The sequence below is a fragment of the Tardiphaga sp. 841_E9_N1_2 genome (assembly GCF_051811065.1).
In the GTDB taxonomy this organism is placed as follows: Bacteria; Pseudomonadota; Alphaproteobacteria; order Rhizobiales; family Xanthobacteraceae; genus Tardiphaga; species Tardiphaga robiniae.
Genome location: NZ_JBPWQC010000001.1, coordinates 3955172 through 3971309, shown reverse-complemented (window position 1 = coordinate 3971309; position 16138 = coordinate 3955172). Strand labels below are relative to the sequence as shown.

The 16138-nt window shown below is 62.8% G+C and carries 15 protein-coding genes; 14 read left to right on the top strand and 1 reads right to left on the bottom strand.

Going from position 1 to position 16138, the window contains the following annotated elements:
- Nucleotides 1-4: 4 nt before the first annotated feature.
- The 9 genes from AB8A50_RS19105 (at nt 5) to AB8A50_RS19065 (ending at nt 8423) form a co-directional block, all read left to right on the top strand.
- Nucleotides 5-169: a cbb3-type cytochrome oxidase subunit 3 gene (locus tag AB8A50_RS19105; protein ID WP_068729582.1), complete on the top strand. Its 165-nt coding sequence runs from the start codon at nt 5-7 to the stop codon at nt 167-169.
- Between the two features lie 7 nt (nt 170-176).
- Nucleotides 177-1052: a cytochrome-c oxidase, cbb3-type subunit III gene (gene ccoP / locus AB8A50_RS19100; RefSeq protein ID WP_231078862.1), complete on the top strand. Its 876-nt coding sequence runs from the start codon at nt 177-179 to the stop codon at nt 1050-1052.
- Between the two features lie 100 nt (nt 1053-1152).
- Nucleotides 1153-2601 (top strand): cytochrome c oxidase accessory protein CcoG, encoded by a 1449-nt coding sequence (ccoG, locus tag AB8A50_RS19095; protein WP_439078599.1) that lies wholly within the window; start codon nt 1153-1155, stop codon nt 2599-2601.
- 11 nt (nt 2602-2612) lie between these two features.
- Nucleotides 2613-3113, top strand: a complete 501-nt coding sequence (locus AB8A50_RS19090; RefSeq protein WP_439078598.1) for a FixH family protein — start codon at nt 2613-2615, stop codon at nt 3111-3113.
- Between the two features lie 8 nt (nt 3114-3121).
- Nucleotides 3122-3292 carry a cbb3-type cytochrome oxidase assembly protein CcoS gene (gene ccoS / locus AB8A50_RS19085; RefSeq protein WP_089267801.1) on the top strand — a complete coding sequence of 57 codons (171 nt, stop codon included), beginning with the start codon at nt 3122-3124 and terminating at the stop codon, nt 3290-3292.
- 203 nt (nt 3293-3495) lie between these two features.
- Nucleotides 3496-5079 carry a GMC family oxidoreductase gene (locus AB8A50_RS19080; RefSeq protein ID WP_439078597.1) on the top strand — a complete coding sequence of 528 codons (1584 nt, stop codon included), beginning with the start codon at nt 3496-3498 and terminating at the stop codon, nt 5077-5079.
- A 43-nt stretch (nt 5080-5122) separates the two neighbouring features.
- Entirely contained in the window at nt 5123-6286 is a 1164-nt protein-coding gene (locus AB8A50_RS19075; RefSeq protein ID WP_439078596.1) for a M20 family metallopeptidase, read from the top strand.
- 83 nt (nt 6287-6369) lie between these two features.
- Nucleotides 6370-8091 carry an FAD-binding protein gene (locus AB8A50_RS19070; RefSeq protein ID WP_439078595.1) on the top strand — a complete coding sequence of 574 codons (1722 nt, stop codon included), beginning with the start codon at nt 6370-6372 and terminating at the stop codon, nt 8089-8091.
- The gene (locus AB8A50_RS19065) at nt 8088-8423 is read left to right on the top strand and encodes a 2Fe-2S iron-sulfur cluster-binding protein (RefSeq protein WP_439078594.1); all 336 of its coding nucleotides are present in this window, start codon (nt 8088-8090) and stop codon (nt 8421-8423) included. Before AB8A50_RS19070 ends, AB8A50_RS19065 begins: the two co-directional genes overlap by 4 nt.
- A gap of 78 nt (nt 8424-8501) precedes the next feature.
- On the opposite strand, the gene AB8A50_RS19060 is transcribed toward AB8A50_RS19065, so the two are convergent.
- Entirely contained in the window at nt 8502-8996 is a 495-nt protein-coding gene (locus AB8A50_RS19060) for a MarR family winged helix-turn-helix transcriptional regulator (protein WP_439078593.1), read from the bottom strand.
- Between the two features lie 165 nt (nt 8997-9161).
- Between AB8A50_RS19060 and AB8A50_RS19055 the strand changes: the two genes are divergently transcribed.
- The 5 genes from AB8A50_RS19055 to AB8A50_RS19035 all read left to right on the top strand — a co-directional run bounded on the left by AB8A50_RS19055 (nt 9162) and on the right by AB8A50_RS19035 (nt 16138).
- Nucleotides 9162-10439, top strand: a complete 1278-nt coding sequence (locus AB8A50_RS19055; protein ID WP_439078592.1) for an amidohydrolase/deacetylase family metallohydrolase — start codon at nt 9162-9164, stop codon at nt 10437-10439.
- Nucleotides 10440-10490: 51 nt separating this feature from the next.
- Nucleotides 10491-12872 (top strand): xanthine dehydrogenase family protein molybdopterin-binding subunit, encoded by a 2382-nt coding sequence (locus tag AB8A50_RS19050; RefSeq protein WP_439078591.1) that lies wholly within the window; start codon nt 10491-10493, stop codon nt 12870-12872.
- Nucleotides 12869-13702: an FAD binding domain-containing protein gene (locus tag AB8A50_RS19045; RefSeq protein ID WP_439078590.1), complete on the top strand. Its 834-nt coding sequence runs from the start codon at nt 12869-12871 to the stop codon at nt 13700-13702. Before AB8A50_RS19050 ends, AB8A50_RS19045 begins: the two co-directional genes overlap by 4 nt.
- On the top strand, nt 13699-14904 hold the full coding sequence (locus AB8A50_RS19040) for a xanthine dehydrogenase family Fe-S subunit (protein WP_439078589.1): 1206 nt from the start codon (nt 13699-13701) through the stop codon (nt 14902-14904). The genes AB8A50_RS19045 and AB8A50_RS19040 overlap by 4 nt, the downstream gene beginning before the upstream one ends.
- A gap of 79 nt (nt 14905-14983) precedes the next feature.
- Nucleotides 14984-16138 carry an ABC transporter substrate-binding protein gene (locus AB8A50_RS19035; protein WP_439078588.1) on the top strand — a complete coding sequence of 385 codons (1155 nt, stop codon included), beginning with the start codon at nt 14984-14986 and terminating at the stop codon, nt 16136-16138.

The following is a 16138-nucleotide window of genomic DNA, read 5'->3' as shown; positions in this document are numbered from 1 at the left end:
AAGCATGCGCGCAATCCTGACCGTCGAGAACTTCGCGTCGAACCTCGTCCTCACATTCTGGACGCCGGTCTTTGTCGGAATCTTCATTGCAATTCTGACCTACGCATTGTGGCCCCGCAACAAGGCGATGTTTGACGCAGCCGCGCGTCAGCCGTTGCGAGAGGATTGATCAGATCATGAGCGATCACGAAGGCGAATTCGACAAGGCCACTGGCAAGACCACCACGGGTCACTCCTGGGACGGCATCAAAGAACTCAACACGCCGCTGCCGCGCTGGTGGGTGATGACTTTCTATCTCACCATCGTTTGGGCGATCGGCTATTGGGTCGTGTATCCGTCCTGGCCGCTGGTGCAGAGCTATGCGACGGGAGTCATGGGCTATTCGTCGCGTGCGGATGTCGCCGTCGATCTCGCCAATCTCGAGAAGATCCGCGGAGGCAAGATGGCGACGCTCGGCGCTGCGCCGCTCGCGGAAATTGAGAAGGATCCGGCGCTGCTGGCACTGGGGCGCGCCAGAGGCCGTGTGGTGTTCGGTGACAATTGCGCGCCGTGTCACGGCACTGGTGCGACCGGTGCCAAGGGCTTCCCCAATCTGAACGATGACGACTGGCTGTGGGGCGGCACACTGGAGCAGATCGAGAAGACCATCCAGTTCGGCGCGCGTTCCGCCCATGCGGAATCGCATGAAGGATCGATGCTGGCCTTTGGCCGCGACGGCATGTTGAAGAAGCCGGAGATCGAGACGGTTGCGAACTACGTGCGCTCACTGTCCGGATTGCCGACGGCCAAGGGTTACGACGCGAATGCCGGCCAGAAACTGTTCGCTGACAATTGCGCTTCGTGTCACGGCGACGCCGGCAAGGGCAATCCCGACATGGGGGCGCCGAACCTGACCGACAACATCTGGCTCTACGGTTCGGACGAGGCGACCATCGTCGAGACCATCACCAATGGCCGCAACGGCGTGATGCCAGCCTGGATTGGCCGTCTCGATCCGGCGACCATCAAGGCACTGACGATCTATGTCCATTCGCTGGGGGGTGGACAATGAGTCATAGCGCGCGCGGCCAATCCCGCGCGTGCCTTTGACGTACATCAATTGCATCGCACCGGCGAAGTCTAGGGTCATTCCAAGGACGAGAGTGACCTTCATGAACAAGCCTGTTACGCCCCAGGAATTCGACTACGGCCCGCTCTATGCGGCGCAGAAAAAAGTCTATCCGCAGAAGGTCTCCGGCAGGTATCGCAACGTCAAATGGGCGCTGATGGCGGTCTGCCTTGGCATCTATTATCTGCTGCCCTTCGTGCGTTGGAACCGCGGTCCCGGTGCCCCCGATCAGGCGGTGCTGGTCGATCTGCCGAACAGTCGCTTCTATTTCTTTTTCATCGAGCTGTGGCCGCAGGAAGTTTATTTCTTCACCGGCCTGCTGATCCTTGCCGCCCTCACGCTGTTTCTGATGAATGCCATCGGTGGTCGCGTCTGGTGCGGTTATCTCTGTCCGCAGACAGTCTGGACCGACTTGTTTTTCGCCGTCGAACGCCTGATCGAAGGCGACCGCCGCGAGCGGATGAAGAAGGAGGCCGAAGGGCTCACGCTGCAGCGTGTCGTCGAACTGACGATGAAGCATTCGATCTGGCTCCTGATCGCATGGTGGACCGGCGGCGCCTGGGTGCTCTATTTCAACGATGCGCCGACGCTGGTGAAGGAACTCGTCACCTTCCAGGCGCCGGCGCTGGCTTATATCTGGATCGCAATCCTGACGGCAACGACCTACACACTGGCCGGCTGGATGCGCGAGCAGGTCTGTCTCTATATGTGCCCGTGGCCGCGCATCCAGGCGGCCCTCACCGACGAATGGGCGCTCAACGTCACCTACAAGATCGATCGCGGCGAGCAACGGACCTCGCTAAAGAAGGCTGCGGAGTTGCGTGCGCTCGGCCAGCCTGCCGGCGACTGCATCGATTGCCATCAGTGCGTGAATGTCTGCCCGGTGGGCATCGATATCCGCAACGGACTACAGATGGATTGTATCCAGTGCGGGTTGTGCATCGACGCCTGCGACGGCGTGATGGCCAAGATCGGCCGGCCGACCCGGCTGATCGGCTATGACACCGACATCAACATTGCCAGGCGTAAGGCGGGCAAGTCCGAAATCTATCGCATCATCCGGCCGCGTACGGTGGCCTATGTCGGCATGATTGTCGCTGTCGGTGCGGTGATGCTCTACGCGCTGCTGAACCGTTCGCTGCTCGACATCAACGTGTTGCATGATCGCAATCCGGTTGCCGTGCGCCTCAGCGACGGTTCGATCCGCAATGCCTATACGGTGCGCCTCTTGAACAAGCGTGGCGCCGGCCGCGTGGTCACGCTCGATGTCAACGGGCCGGTTAACGCCACGGTGCATGTGGTGGGCATGGATGCGGTGTCATCGGGCCGGCCGGAGATCGTGCTTGGCCGCGACCAGACTACCGAGCTGCGCGTACTGGTGACGGCGCCCGCGGCAATCAATTCCGAAAAGTCGCTCCCGCTCGTGATGCGTGTCACCGATGCCGTCCATGGCGACATGGCGTCGGCGACCGATCATTTCGTTGCACCGTGAAGGAGAACAGTATGAGCGCCGCCGTTGCCGCACCTCGTCCGATCACTGGCCGGTTCGTCCTGATCTGCCTGATTTTGTTTTTCGGCATGATCATCGGTGTCAATGTCGTCATGATGAAATTCGCGCTGGAGACGCTGCCGGGTGTCGAGGTGGATAGTCCCTATACAGCGAGCCTCGCTTACGGCAACGAGATCGAGGCCGCGCGCGGCCAGAGCAGTCGCGGCTGGAAGGTCAGCGCGCATGTCGAGCGCGATGCTGCAGGTGATGCTGCCGTCCGCGTCGAAGCGCGCGATCGCAACGGCAACCCGATCGCGGGATTGACCTTCACCGGTCGGCTGGAGCGGCCGGCGGATCGTCGCGCGGACCGGCCGGTTGAGCTCGTCGGGGCTGGCGGAGTGCTGTATCGCGGCAAGGTCGCCGAACTTGCGCCGGGACTGTGGGATCTGGTGCTTGAAGGCGAGGCCGGCGGACAGCGCATGTTCCTGTCTAGGAACCGCCTCGTGCTGAAATAGGTCCAACCATGCAGTCCCTCGTCGTCCTCGTGCCGCTGGCGCTCGCGCTTGGGTTGCTCGGCCTGTGGGCCTTCATGTGGTCGCTGAAAAGCGGACAGTATGAGGATCTGGAAGGTGCGGGATGGCGCGCGATTCTCGATGAGGATCCGCCGGCGAAGAAGCCTGGCGATCCCCTCTGAGGCGGCTCTTTCCGTTCAATCCATCACCGCTACAACTTGTGGCCATATTTTTCCAACCGCCATGCCTTTGCCGCGCGTTGCCTCTGCAGCGCGCGTGCTGGCGTCTGCTGTGCACCGGGCGCATAATGGCGGGAACGGATTTTGCACGCGTTCGGCCGGACAAGATCGGCGTAGGGCGCCGCAGCAGAAAGAAATGAAGCACTATGTATGATGTGATCGTCGTCGGCGGTGGATCTGCCGGCGCTGCCGTGGCTGCCAGGCTCTCCGAAAATCCCGCCACGCGCGTGCTGCTGCTGGAAGCCGGGCTCGACTGGCGTGCGGCGGATGCGCCGTGGGAAGTCACCACGGCGAACCCGATCCCGATCATTCACCAGCGCGAATTCCAGGAAAAGTGGCAGTGGCCGCAGCTGCATTCGCGTCGCGTCGCCGGACAGGATCAGCGCTTCTACTGGCGCGGCAAGGGCCTCGGAGGCTCGTCGATGATGAACGGCCAGATCGCGATCCGCGGTGTCGCCAATGCATTCGACGAATGGGCATCGCTGGGGTGCACCGGCTGGTCAGCCAAGGAGATCATGCCGCTATTCTCGGTGATCGAGGACGATCTGGACTTCGGCGACAGGCCCGGCCATGGCCGTGGTGGTCCGCTGCCGGTCTATCGCGCGCCGCCCGAGACATGGGGGCCGATCGACAAGGGTCTGCGCGATGCAGCACTGGCCTCGGGTTATGCGTGGTGCGACGACGTCAACGGGCCGGATGGCGAGGGCGCTGCCTGCTACCCGATCAACAGCCGCGATCTGCGGCGTATCTCCACCAATGAAGGCTATCTGGAGCCGGCGCGCGGCCGCGCCAATCTCGAAATCCGCGGTCATGCGCTGGTCGATCGCGTTGTGATCAAGGACGGTCAGGCGACCGGTGTGATCGTGCACTTCGAGGGGCAGGGCACGCAGGAAGTCAGCGCGCGCGAGATCGTGCTGTGTGGCGGCTCGATCCACAGCCCGGCGATCCTGCTGCGCTCGGGCGTCGGACCGGCAGACGAGCTGAAGGACATGGGCATCGCCGTGGAATGCGATCTGCCCGTCGGCCGCAATTTCTTCGATCATCCGCTGTTTCGCACCACCATCAAGCTGCAGGACGATATAGCGCCCAAGGATAAGGACACCCGCCATACCAATTGCTGCGTCACCTATTCGTCGGGTTTGGCTGACGGCGGCAAGCGCGACATGATCCTGATCGCGTTCAATCACCGTGGCATCGGCAATCCCGGTGCCATCGGCGCCGGCCTGTTCAATGCGTTCTCACGCGGCACGCTGAAGCTCGCATCGACCGATGCGTCGATCGACCCGATCGTCGAGGAGAACATGCTGGCAGACCCCCGCGACATGCTGCGGATGGTCGATGCCGTGAAGCGGCTTGCCGTGATCACCACGCAGCCGGCGCTGGCCGGCATCGCGGACTGGATCCGCCTCACCGATACCGACATGACGCTGCCGCAGGCGGCGGCGCTGCCGACGCGCGAGCTCGAAGCCGTGCTGCGCCGTGACACCGGTGATATCCAGCACGCCGCCGGCACCTGTCGCATGACCGGCTTCAAGGACGCGGGTGGCGTGGTCAATCCGGATGGCACCGTGAAAGGCCTCAAAGGTCTGCGCGTTGCCGATGCGTCGATCATGCCGTCGGATTGCCGTGCCAACACGCACTTCACAACCGTGGTGATCGGCGAAGCCGTCGCGCGCATGATGATGCGCAAGTCGAATGTAGCGCTGCCCGCCGTGGCGATGGCGAAGTAAGAACGCGCAACGCAAGCGCTCAAGAGTGACCGAAGGACAATTCATGTCAAACACTACCGAAACCCGGATTATCGAATGGCTTGCCTCGCAAAAGCAGCCGATGATCGACCTGTTGCGCGACGTCGTGAACATCGATTCCGGCTCCTTCGACAAGGAAGGTGTCGATGCCGTCGGCGCGCGCTTCGAGCAGCATTTTGCCGACTACGGCATCGAGACCTGGCGCGAGCCCCATGATGTCTATGGCGATGCCGTGCATGGGCTGATCACCAAGCCCGGCAGCAACGAGAAGCCAATCCTGCTGATGGGCCATCGCGATACGGTGTTTCCCAAGGGCGAAGTTGCCAAGCGTCCCTTCACCATTAAAGGCAACCTGGCCCATGGCCCGGGCGTTGCGGACATGAAGGCCGGCGTCGTCATCAACGTGTTCGTGGCCGCAGCGCTGAAGAAATTCGATGCCGCTCCGTGCCCGATCAAGCTGCTGATCACCGGCGATGAAGAGATCGCGTCGCGCTCGTCGCGGCCAATCATCGAGCGCGAGGGTCGTGCGGCCCGTGCTGTCTATAATTCGGAACCGGGGCGTCCGACCGGCAATATCACCACCGGCCGCAAGGGCGGCGTGTTCATGCGCTTCGAGGTATTCGGCAAGGCCGCGCATTCCGGCAATAACTTCTCTGTCGGCATCAGCGCCATTGGCGAGCTCGCGCACAAGATCGTGCAGATTCATGCACTGACCGATATGGACAAGGGCATCACGCTGAATGTCGGCCTGGCGTCGGGCGGCCAATCGGTCAACACCACGGCGCCGCATGCCGAAGGCGAGATCGACTTCCGTTACATCGACCCCGCCGATCGCGCGACCATCATGGACGCGATTGAAAAGATCATCGCAACATCGACCGTGCCGGGCACGACGGCAAAGCTGCACATCAACGGCGAATTCCTGCCGCTGGTGCAGGACGCCGCCGCCAAGGCGATGTTCGAAGCCTATCAGGCGGCCGCAGTGGATTCCGGCCTGACCACGCTGACCGGCGAATTTGCCGGCGGCTGCGCAGATTCCGGTTTCACCGCCAGCGTCGGCACGCCGACATTGTGCGGGCTTGGCCCGGTCGGCGGCAATGTCCATACCGATCTGGAGTGGCTGGATATCGAGAGCATCGTTCCGCGTGCACAGACACTGGCGCGGGCGATCCTGCGCACTGAGATCTGACGACGGGAGATGCCGCATGGCATGGTTCTGGCACGGCGATGGTTGCTGACAACGCCTTTGTTTGAAGAGACACTCGCCTGACCATGACATCACCTTCTCCCAATACTTCGGTTCCCATCCATCTCGAAGCCGATGTTCTCGTGATCGGCGCCGGTGGTGCCGGCATGTATGCGGCGCTGGAAGCGGCGAAGGGTGGCGCGTCCGTCATTCTTGCCGATCGCAGCTTGATCGGGCGTGGCGGCGCCACGGTCATGGCGCAGATGACGGTCGCAGCCGCTTTGGGCGAGCAGACACCGGATCACTGGGAACATCATTTCGCCGACACGCTCGCCGCCGGCCGCGGGCTGTGCGACGAACGTCTTGCGGCGTTGCTCTGCGAAGATGGCCCGCAGCGGCTGCGCGAAATGGATGCCTGGAAGGTCGGCTGGGCGCGCGAGGACGGCCATATCAAACAGGCGCAGGCGCCGGGACATGATCGACCGCGCTGCGCCTATGTGGATTTTCTCTCCACTGGTCCTGCGGTGTCGAAGACGCTGCGTACGCAACTCAACAGCGCCAGCGGCATTCGCCGCATCGGCGATCTCACCATCGTCGATATCGCGCTGCGTGATGGCGAAGCCTGCGGCGCTACGGCGCTGCATCTGCCGACCGGGCAGGCGGTGACGCTGGCCGCGAAAGCGGTGGTGATTGCGACCGGTGGATTGACCGGGCTCTATCGGCGCAACAGCGCGTCGTCGAATATGGGCGGCGACGGTTATGCGCTTGCACTCCGCGCCGGCGCCGAACTCATCGATATGGAATTCGTGCAGTTCTTCCCGATCGGCCATCTCGCGCCGCGCCTCGTCGGCATGGATCCGATCATGTGGGACCCGTTCCGCTACAAGCTCGGCGGCAAGTTGCTCAATTCCGAGATGCGCGAATTCGAAGAGGACTATGCGACGCGCGACAAGCGCAGCGACGGCACCTATAAACTGACGCGCGATCTCGCGACCTATGCGATCACCAAGGAAGTCGAAGCCGGCCGCGGCAGCCCCGCGGGCGGCGCCTATCTGAGCTTCCAGCATGTGCCTGAAGCCGAGATACGCAAGGCGTTCGGGCCGGTGGTGGATCGGCTCGCCGAAAACGGCATCGATCTCGCGCAGCGCCCGGTCGAGGTGGCGCCGATCGCGCATTATCATATGGGCGGCATTCGTGTGGACGAGATGATGGCGACCGGCGTGCCTGGCCTCTATGCCTGCGGCGAAGCGGTCGGCGGTGCCAATGGTGCCAACCGGCTGTCGGGCAATGCGATCACCGAAGCCTTCGTGTTCGGCGCGCGTGCAGGCCGCAGTGCTGCAGAGCGCGTGAAGCAGAATGCGTCGATGTGGTCAGCCGATGCTGCCAAGCCGACAATCGATCTGCTGCGCAGCGCCAGCAAGCGCGAAGCGCCAAATCCCGCAGCGGTCATCGTGAAGCTGCAGGCCGTGATGGCCGACGATGTCGGTCCGTTCCGCACCGATGCGAAATTGCGTGCGGCGATATCAGCCATCGCGCAATTGAAGGCCGATATCGGCGATGCGCCATTTGCATCTGCAGACGCGTTTGATCCTGTACTGGCCGACTGGCTCGATCTGCGCAACATGCTCGCTGTCGCGCAATCTGTTGCCGCGCCGGCACTCGCGCGTACGGAAAGCCGCGGCGCCCATCAGCGCGACGATCATCTCGGTCTGGATGATGCGTGGAGCGTCAACCAGATCGTGTCGATGTCGGATGGCGACATGACCCTGCGCAAAGTGATGCCCACCACCGGAAAGGCTGCCGCATGAAGGCGACGCTCAGCATTCAGCGCGGCGCACTCGGCGAAGCGTTGCATCAGGACACGTTCGACATTCCCTTTGAACACGGCCAGTCCATTCTCGATGGCTTGCGCGCCATCAGGCGCAGCATGGATCCCTCGCTGGCGTTTCGCTTCTCCTGCATCAATGCGAATGCGTGCAAGGAATGCATGATGCTGATCAATGGCAAGGTCGATTACGCCTGCACGGTTCGGCTCAAAGAGGGAATGACGACGCTCGCGCCGCTGCCGAAAAAGGCGCTGATCCGCGATCTCGTCACCGAAATCGCACCGCCGGATGAACGGCTGATGCTGCGGTCCTGAATAATTGTCTGCCTGCGCCGCGATCAGGCTGATTAATTTATAGTCGTTCTAATCTGGGAAGAACCGCGTCGGCGACCTTCAATCCGATAGATCAGCGGCTCCGTCGCGGCTGCTGTTCGCTGCGACAATGCGCTGCATCATGGCAATAAACGCGGTCTGTTCCGTCTTGGTGAGGTTGCCGAGCGTGGCGCGGTGCGCCTCGCGTGCGGCGTTTTCGATCTTGTCGAGCAGGGCTGCACCGGTGGGTGTGAGCCGGCAGACGCGGGCGCGGCGGTCATCCTCGCTGACCGGACGCTCGACCAGCCTGCGTGCTTCGAGTCGCTTCAGCGCGCCGGTCGTGGTCGTGCGATCCAGAGCAATATCAGCAGCTAAGCTGGTCTGATCGGCAGTTCCGCGCGCCGCCAATGCAGACAGCAGGCTGTATTGGAGTGGCGTCATCTCGAAGGCACTGCAGGCTTCCTGGAACAGCGCGACATGGATCTGGTGTAGCCGTCTGATCAAAAATCCCGGTCGCTGGGCCAGCGGCCAGGGCTTGTGGACGGGCTTGTCACGGCGCGGCTTGGCCTGGGGCAACGCAGTCTCTCCTTGTGTCGGCTACGGCTCGTATGGTGCGAGCGCGTCGAAAAACTACCGCATCGCAATGTTTATGGCACGGACTTTGCTTTTGTAAAATACGAAGTATGCTTCGTATTTTGGTGAACCTCTAAAGAGGGTCCGCCAAAGCGTAAGGAGATCGCCATGTCTGTTACTGCCTCATTCGACCTGCTGCTGCGCGGTGGTCGCGTTATCGATCCCGCAGCCGGCATCGACGGCCTCAAGGATGTCGCCATTCGCAACGGCAAGATCGCAGCCGTGCAGTCGGACATTCTGCCGACCAGCGCGAAGGAAGTCGTCGATGTCACCGGCAAGCTGGTGCTGCCGGGCATGATCGATACCCATGCGCATGTCTATCAGTATGTCAGTGGTCGTTTCGGCATGCAGCCCGACATGGTCGGCGTGCAGTCCGGTGTCACCACGCTGATCGATCAGGGCGGTCCGTCCTGCATGACGCTGCCCGGCTTTCGTCACTTCATCGCCGAGCCCGCGAAATCGCGCGTCTACGCGTTTCTGTCGGCCTATCTTGTCGGCGGTCTCGAAGGACATTTCTATCCCAACCTCTACAGCCCCGATGGCGTCGATATCGACGCGACCGTGAAATCGGCGGTGGCCAATCGCGATCTCGTTCGCGGCATCAAAGCCCATGCGGAAATCGGCGGCTTCGCGCGCTGGGGGATTCGCGTGATGGAAATGGCGGCCGAAATCGGCAAGCGCGCGGAATTGCCGGTTTACGTGCATTTCGGCCAGCTCTGGGGTCTGCCGGAGTCAGGCAATAATGGCGAGGACGTCGATACGATTCTGGAGCGCGTGATTCCGCTGCTGAAGGAAGGTGACGTGCTCGCGCACCCGTTCACGCGGCATCCCGGCGGCTTCGTCAATCGCGAGGGCGAGGTGCATCCGGTGATCCAGGCGGCGATTGATCGTGGCCTCAAGATCGATGTCGGCCATGGCAGCCACTTCTCCTATCGTTTGGCCAAGAAGGCGATTGCTGCCGGCATCGTGCCGAATACGCTCGGCGCCGACATCCATGGTTACAACACCGAGGTGCCCGCTCCCGCCGGTACGCCGGACGAGCACGAGGATGACGAGAACCATCCGTTCAAGGGGCAAGCCAAGTTCAGCTTGGTGCAGGCGATGAGCTCGATGATTTCGCTCGGCCTCACGCTAGAACAAGTGGTGCCGATGGTAACGTCGAACCCAGCCAAGATGATCGGCCTGTCCGACAAGATCGGCTCGCTCAAGGTCGGCATGGATGCCGATGTCTCGGTGCTCGTAGAAAAGCCCGGTCGTTACATCCTGCGCGACAACGAGAACACCGACGTGATTGCGAACGGCCTGCTGCAGCCGGCCTTCTGCCTGCGCGCGGGCACCCGCTTCGATCCGATCGCTCCGATCCTTCCTCAGGCCGTTGCGGCCTGAGCTTTGCAAGCCAGTTCGCTAGTCAATCCGGAAGACGCCGGGAGTTCGTCGATGCGCAATGAGCGAGATATCTTGCCCGCCGCCCCTGCTTCAAAGCAGGGCGTCGGCGCGCGCGTACCGCGCAAGGAGGACGATCGCCTCATGCGCGGGCGCGGGCAATTCGTCGGCGATATCAGGCTGGCGGGATTGCAGGACGTCGCTTTCGTCCGCAGTCCGCTAGCGCATGCGCGAATCCGGGCGATCCATATTCCGGAACGCTATCGCGACGTGGTGTTCACGTCTGCCGATCTTGTCGGTATCAAGCCGATCCGCGCGATCACGGGATTGGCCGGCTTCAAGCCGTCCGACCAACCCATTCTGGCCACCGATAAAATTCGTCAGGTCGGCGAGCTCGTTGCCATGTGCGTCGCGCCGACGCGTGCCGAGGCTGAAGATATCGCGGCCTCCGTCACGCTCGATCTCGAAGAGCTGCCCGCCGTCTATGACATGCTCAAGGCTCGCGAGCCCGGCTCGCCGCTGGTGCATGAACACTGGGGCGACAACGTCTTTCTCGAAAGCTTCTTCGAACTCGATATTTCCAGCGCTCTCGACGCACCGATCAAGGTGACACGCGAAATCTCGACCGCGCGGCAATGCATGTCGCCGCTCGAAGGTCGGGGTGTCATCGCCACGTTCGATCATCGTCTCGATCAGCTCACGCTCTATACGGGTAGTCAGATGCCGCACATTGTGCGCAACGGGTTGTCCGATTGCCTTGAGATGGATCAAGGACAGATCAGAATCGTCTCGCCGGATGTCGGCGGCGGTTTTGGCCACAAGGGCATCTTGCTGCCGGAGGAAGTCTGCCTGTCATGGCTCACCATGAAGCGCGGCTTCCCGGTGCGCTGGATCGAGGATCGTCGCGAGCATCTCGTCGCGAGTTCGAACTGCCGCGAGCATCACTACAAGATCACCGTCTATGCCGATCGCGACGGCACGCTGCGCGGCATCGACTGCGAAGCCACGGTCGATTCCGGCGCCTATTCTTCTTACCCGTTCTCGGCCTGCCTCGAAGCCGCGCAGGTGGTCAGCATCTTGCCCGGCCCCTACCAGATGCCGGCCTATCGCTGCCGCACCTATTCGGTGGCCACCAACAAGTGTCCGATCCTGCCCTATCGCGGCGTCGCCCGCACCGGTGTGTGTTTCGCGCTGGAACTGATGCTCGATCTTGTCGCGGCGGAAGCAGGGCTTGAGCCCGGCGACGTCCGGCTGCGCAATCTGGTGCGGCCGGAGCAGATGCCGTTCGACAATATCACCAAGAAACATTTCGACAGTGGCGACTATCCCGAGGCGCTGCGCCGTGCCGTCGCGCAGATCGATATCGATGGCATCCGTGTGCGCCAGCGCAAGGGTGAGGATGACGGCCGGCTGATCGGCGTCGGTCTCTCGATCTATTGCGAGCAGGCTGCGCATGGCACCTCGGTCTATTCCGGCTGGGGCATTCCCATGGTGCCCGGCCATGAACAGGCCACCGCGCGACTGACGCCGGATGGCGGACTCGAACTGAAGGTTGGCGTGCATTCGCACGGTCAGGGTCTGGAGACGACGTTGTCGCAGGTCGCGTTCGAAATGCTCGGCGTCGATGTCGCTAAAATCCGCGTCGTGCATGGCGACACGGCGATGACGCCCTATTCGACCGGTACCTGGGGCTCGCGCTGCATGGTGATGGCCGGCGGCGCGGTGGCGACGGCGTGCCACGAACTCGGCGAGCGCGCCAAGAAGATCGGCGCCAAGCTGCTGCAGGTCGACGAAGCCAATGTCGTCCTGGTCGATGGCGAAATTCGCGGGCCGAACGGCAGCGTGACGCTGAAGGAAATCGCACACACCTGGTATCGCCGCCCTCAGGATCTGCCGGGCGATGTCGATCCCGGCGGGTTGGAAGCGACCTCCGGCTACAAGCCGCAGCGTGACAGTGGCACGTTCAGCTATGCCGCCCATGCGGTCACCGTCGCCGTCGATCCTGATTTGGGCGATGTGGAAATTCTCGATTACGTCATCGTCGAAGACGGCGGCGTGCTGGTCAATCCGATGATTGTCGACGGCCAGATCTATGGCGGTCTCGCGCAGGGCATCGGCACGGCGCTCTATGAGGAGATGCCGTTTGATCGCGCCGGTCAGCCGCTGAATACGACGCTGGCCGATTATCTGCTGCCCGGCCCGACCGAAGTGCCGGCGCCATGGCTGGATCACATGGAAACGCCGTCGCCTTACACCAAGTTCGGCGTCAAGGGCATCGGCGAAGGCGGGGCCATCGCGCCGCCGGCGGCGATCGGCAATGCGGTGAACGATGCGTTGCGCGGTCTCGGCGTCGAGATGCTGCAGTCGCCGATCACGCCGCGCCGCGTGCTGGAAGGCATTCTGGCCGCCCGCGATGCGAAGAGGACCGCCGCATGAAGCCGGCACCTTTCGCCTATGAACGCCCGCGCGACGTCGCCTCGGCCTTAGCCGCAATGGCTGGCGACGGCGTGGTCAAGGTCATGGCCGGAGGCCAGTCGCTCGGACCGATGCTGAACCTGCGTCTGGTGGCTCCTGATACCATCGTCGATATCACCGGCCTCGCCGAGCTGAAGCATGTGGAAGTCGCCGGGGAAGAGCTGGTGATCGGCGCCTGCGTCACCCATGCCGATATCGAGGATGGCCGCATTCCCGACGTGACGCGCGGTGCGATGCAGCGCGTGGCCAGCGCGATCGCCTATCGCGCGGTGCGTAATCGCGGCACGATCGGCGGTTCGCTCAGCCATGCCGATCCATCGGCCGATTGGGTCTCCACCTTCGCGGCGCTCGGCGCAACGCTCTCGCTGCGCAGCGCCAAAGGCGCGCGCCTGGTAGCGATGAAGGATTTCATGCTGGGTGCACTGGAAAGTGTGCTGCAGCCCGGCGAAATGCTGGAAGCCGTACGTGTGCCGGTCATGTCCCCTTCGGCGCGCTGGGGTTATGTGAAGAGCTGCCGCAAGACCGGCGAGTTTGCTCATGCCATCGGTGCGGTGCTGATCGACCCCGAGGCGGGCCGCGCGCGTGTCGTCATTGGCGCAGTCGAGGCCGCGCCTATCATTGTCGACAATGCCGAAGAACTGTTCGGCGGGCGTATCACCAACGATTTCAAATCGCGCTTCGACGCGCGCGTCGCCGACACCCTGCTGTCGAAGGCCGGCATGAGCGATGCCGCCGACCGGCATATTCACGTCACCATTCTGCGCCGCGCTGTTGCGGAGGCCGCGGCATGAACTCGGTCGAACTCACCGTCAACACTCGCGCCGTGAAGAGGGACGTCGAGCCGCGCACGAGTCTCGCCGACCTGATGCGCGATACGCTGGATCTCACGGGGACGCATCTCGGCTGCGAGCATGGCGTCTGCGGCGCCTGCACCATCCTGGTCGATGGCGTACCGACGCGCTCCTGCATCACCTATGCGGTGGCCTGCGACGGCGCTGACGTCACCACCATCGAAGGGCTCGATGACGACGAGATCGCCACGGAGTTGCGTGCGGCCTTCACGCGCGAACATGCCTTGCAATGCGGTTACTGCACCCCGGGTATGCTGGTCTCCGCTCGCGATCTGGTGAAGCGTCTGCCGGATGCTGACGAGAAGCAGATCCGCATCGGCATGTCAGGCAATCTCTGCCGCTGCACCGGCTATGTCGGCATCGTCCGCGCCGTGCAGTCGGTCATCACAGAGCGCCGCGCGCGCGATATCGCGCCGGAGCCGGATGGCGGGCGCAAGGTGCTGGGACCGGCAGGGTCAGGGCACAAAGCCTGTGTCAGCTCCCAGAAGCTGATGCCCGCGCAGCCTGCTGTATCCGAACCGGCTGCCGCCGTCGCACCGCTGGACATTCCAGACTTCACGCCATCGACCACGCTCGAGCAGAAATTCACTGTCGCGCATGCACCTGCAAAAGTCTTTGCACTGTTCGATGACATCGCGGCCGTCGCCTCGTGCCTGCCGGGCGCCACGCTGGTGGGCACGCCCAGACCCGAGCGGGTCGAAGGCGCGATCCGCGTCAAGATCGGGCCGATCTCCGCCAATTTTAACGGCGCCGCCCGCGTCGAGCGCGACGAGGCCAATCTCTCCGGCCGCATTCTCGGCATAGGCAGCGACCAGCGCAGCCGCTCCACCACGCAAGGCGAAATCCGTTACCGGCTGGTGCCGCAGGATGACGACGGCGCGGCGACGCGTGTGGAGCTTTCCATCGGCTACAGCCTCACCGGCATGCTGGCACAGGTCGGTCGCAGCGGGTTGGTGCGTGATCTCGCGGGCCGGCTGGTTGCGGAATTTGCCGGCAATCTCGATCGCCGCCTGTCGGGCGATGTGACATCGGCGCCGTCAGCGGCAGCCGATCTGAATGGTGTTTCGCTGATCCTTGGTCTCCTGCGTGAGCGCGCGACGAATGTCGTTCGCCGCCTCACCAGGCGCGGAGGATCGGCGTGAGAGATCGACGTTCGCGCGGACATGCGAGCGGCGGGGTTTGGACTGCGCAAGTTTCATCAGCGTAACACTGGAGGACCACATGATACGGACCGTCAAAGCCGCCTCGGCGACCGCCCTGGCCATTGCTTTCCTGAGCAGCGCCGCCACTGCGCAAACCATCAAGATCGGCGTCAACGAGCCTCTGACCGGCGCCTTCGCCGCGTCGGGTACCTATGTCGTCAACGGCGCCAAGATCGCCGCCGACGAAATCAACGCCAAGGGCGGCCTGCTCGGCAAGAAGATCGAACTCGTCATCGAGGACAACAAGAGCAACCCGACCGAAGCCGCTGCCGTCGCCGAAAAGCTGATCACCCGCGACAAGACGCCGGTGATGCTCGGCGCCTGGGGCTCGAGCCTCACGCTGGCGGTAATGCCGAAGCTGGTCGAGTACGAAACCGCGATGGTGGTCGAGACCTCGTCGGCGAGCAAGATCACCACCTCGGGCAATCCTTACGTATTCCGTATCTCGCCGCCGTCTTTCGTGGAAGCGGCCGCCTTCAAGAACATCGTCGACAAGCTGGCGCTGAAGAAAGTCGACTTCCTTGTGATCAACAATGACTGGGGCCGCGGCACTGCCGAGGACTTCAGCAAGATGATGAAGGAAAAAGGCATCACCATCGGTCTGGTCGAGACCATGGACCAATCGGCGCAGGACATGAGCGCCCAGTTAGCCAAGATCAAGGCGACCGACTCCGAGACGGTGATCATCACGGCTGCGGTTGACCAGTTGACGCTGATCTTCAAGCAGGCTGCAGCGCTCGGCCTGAAGAAGCGGATCATCACCACCGGCGGTTCGCAGAATCCCGATCAGATCATCGCACAGGCAGGTGCCGCCGCGAACGACACCATGCATCTGACGACGTTCTTGCCGTGGATGCCGGAAAAGACGCCCAACCCGGAAGCCACCACCTATTTCATCAACGAGTGGAAGAAGCGCGGCTTCGATTTCGCCGGCTGCACCGAGAGCTTCCGCGGCTATGATGGCATCCGCACCATCGCGGCAGCCATCGAGAAGGCCGGCAAGGCCGAGCCGGCCGCGATCAAGGATGCGCTCTGGAAGATCGACGTCAAAGGTTTGAATGGCGACATCATCTTCAAGAAGTCGGGCCCGGCCGGTTCGGAGAGCGGTCAGAGCTTCCCGAATGTCTATCTAGTCGAAATCTCCGGCGGCAAGATCGTGATGAAGGATCTGTGA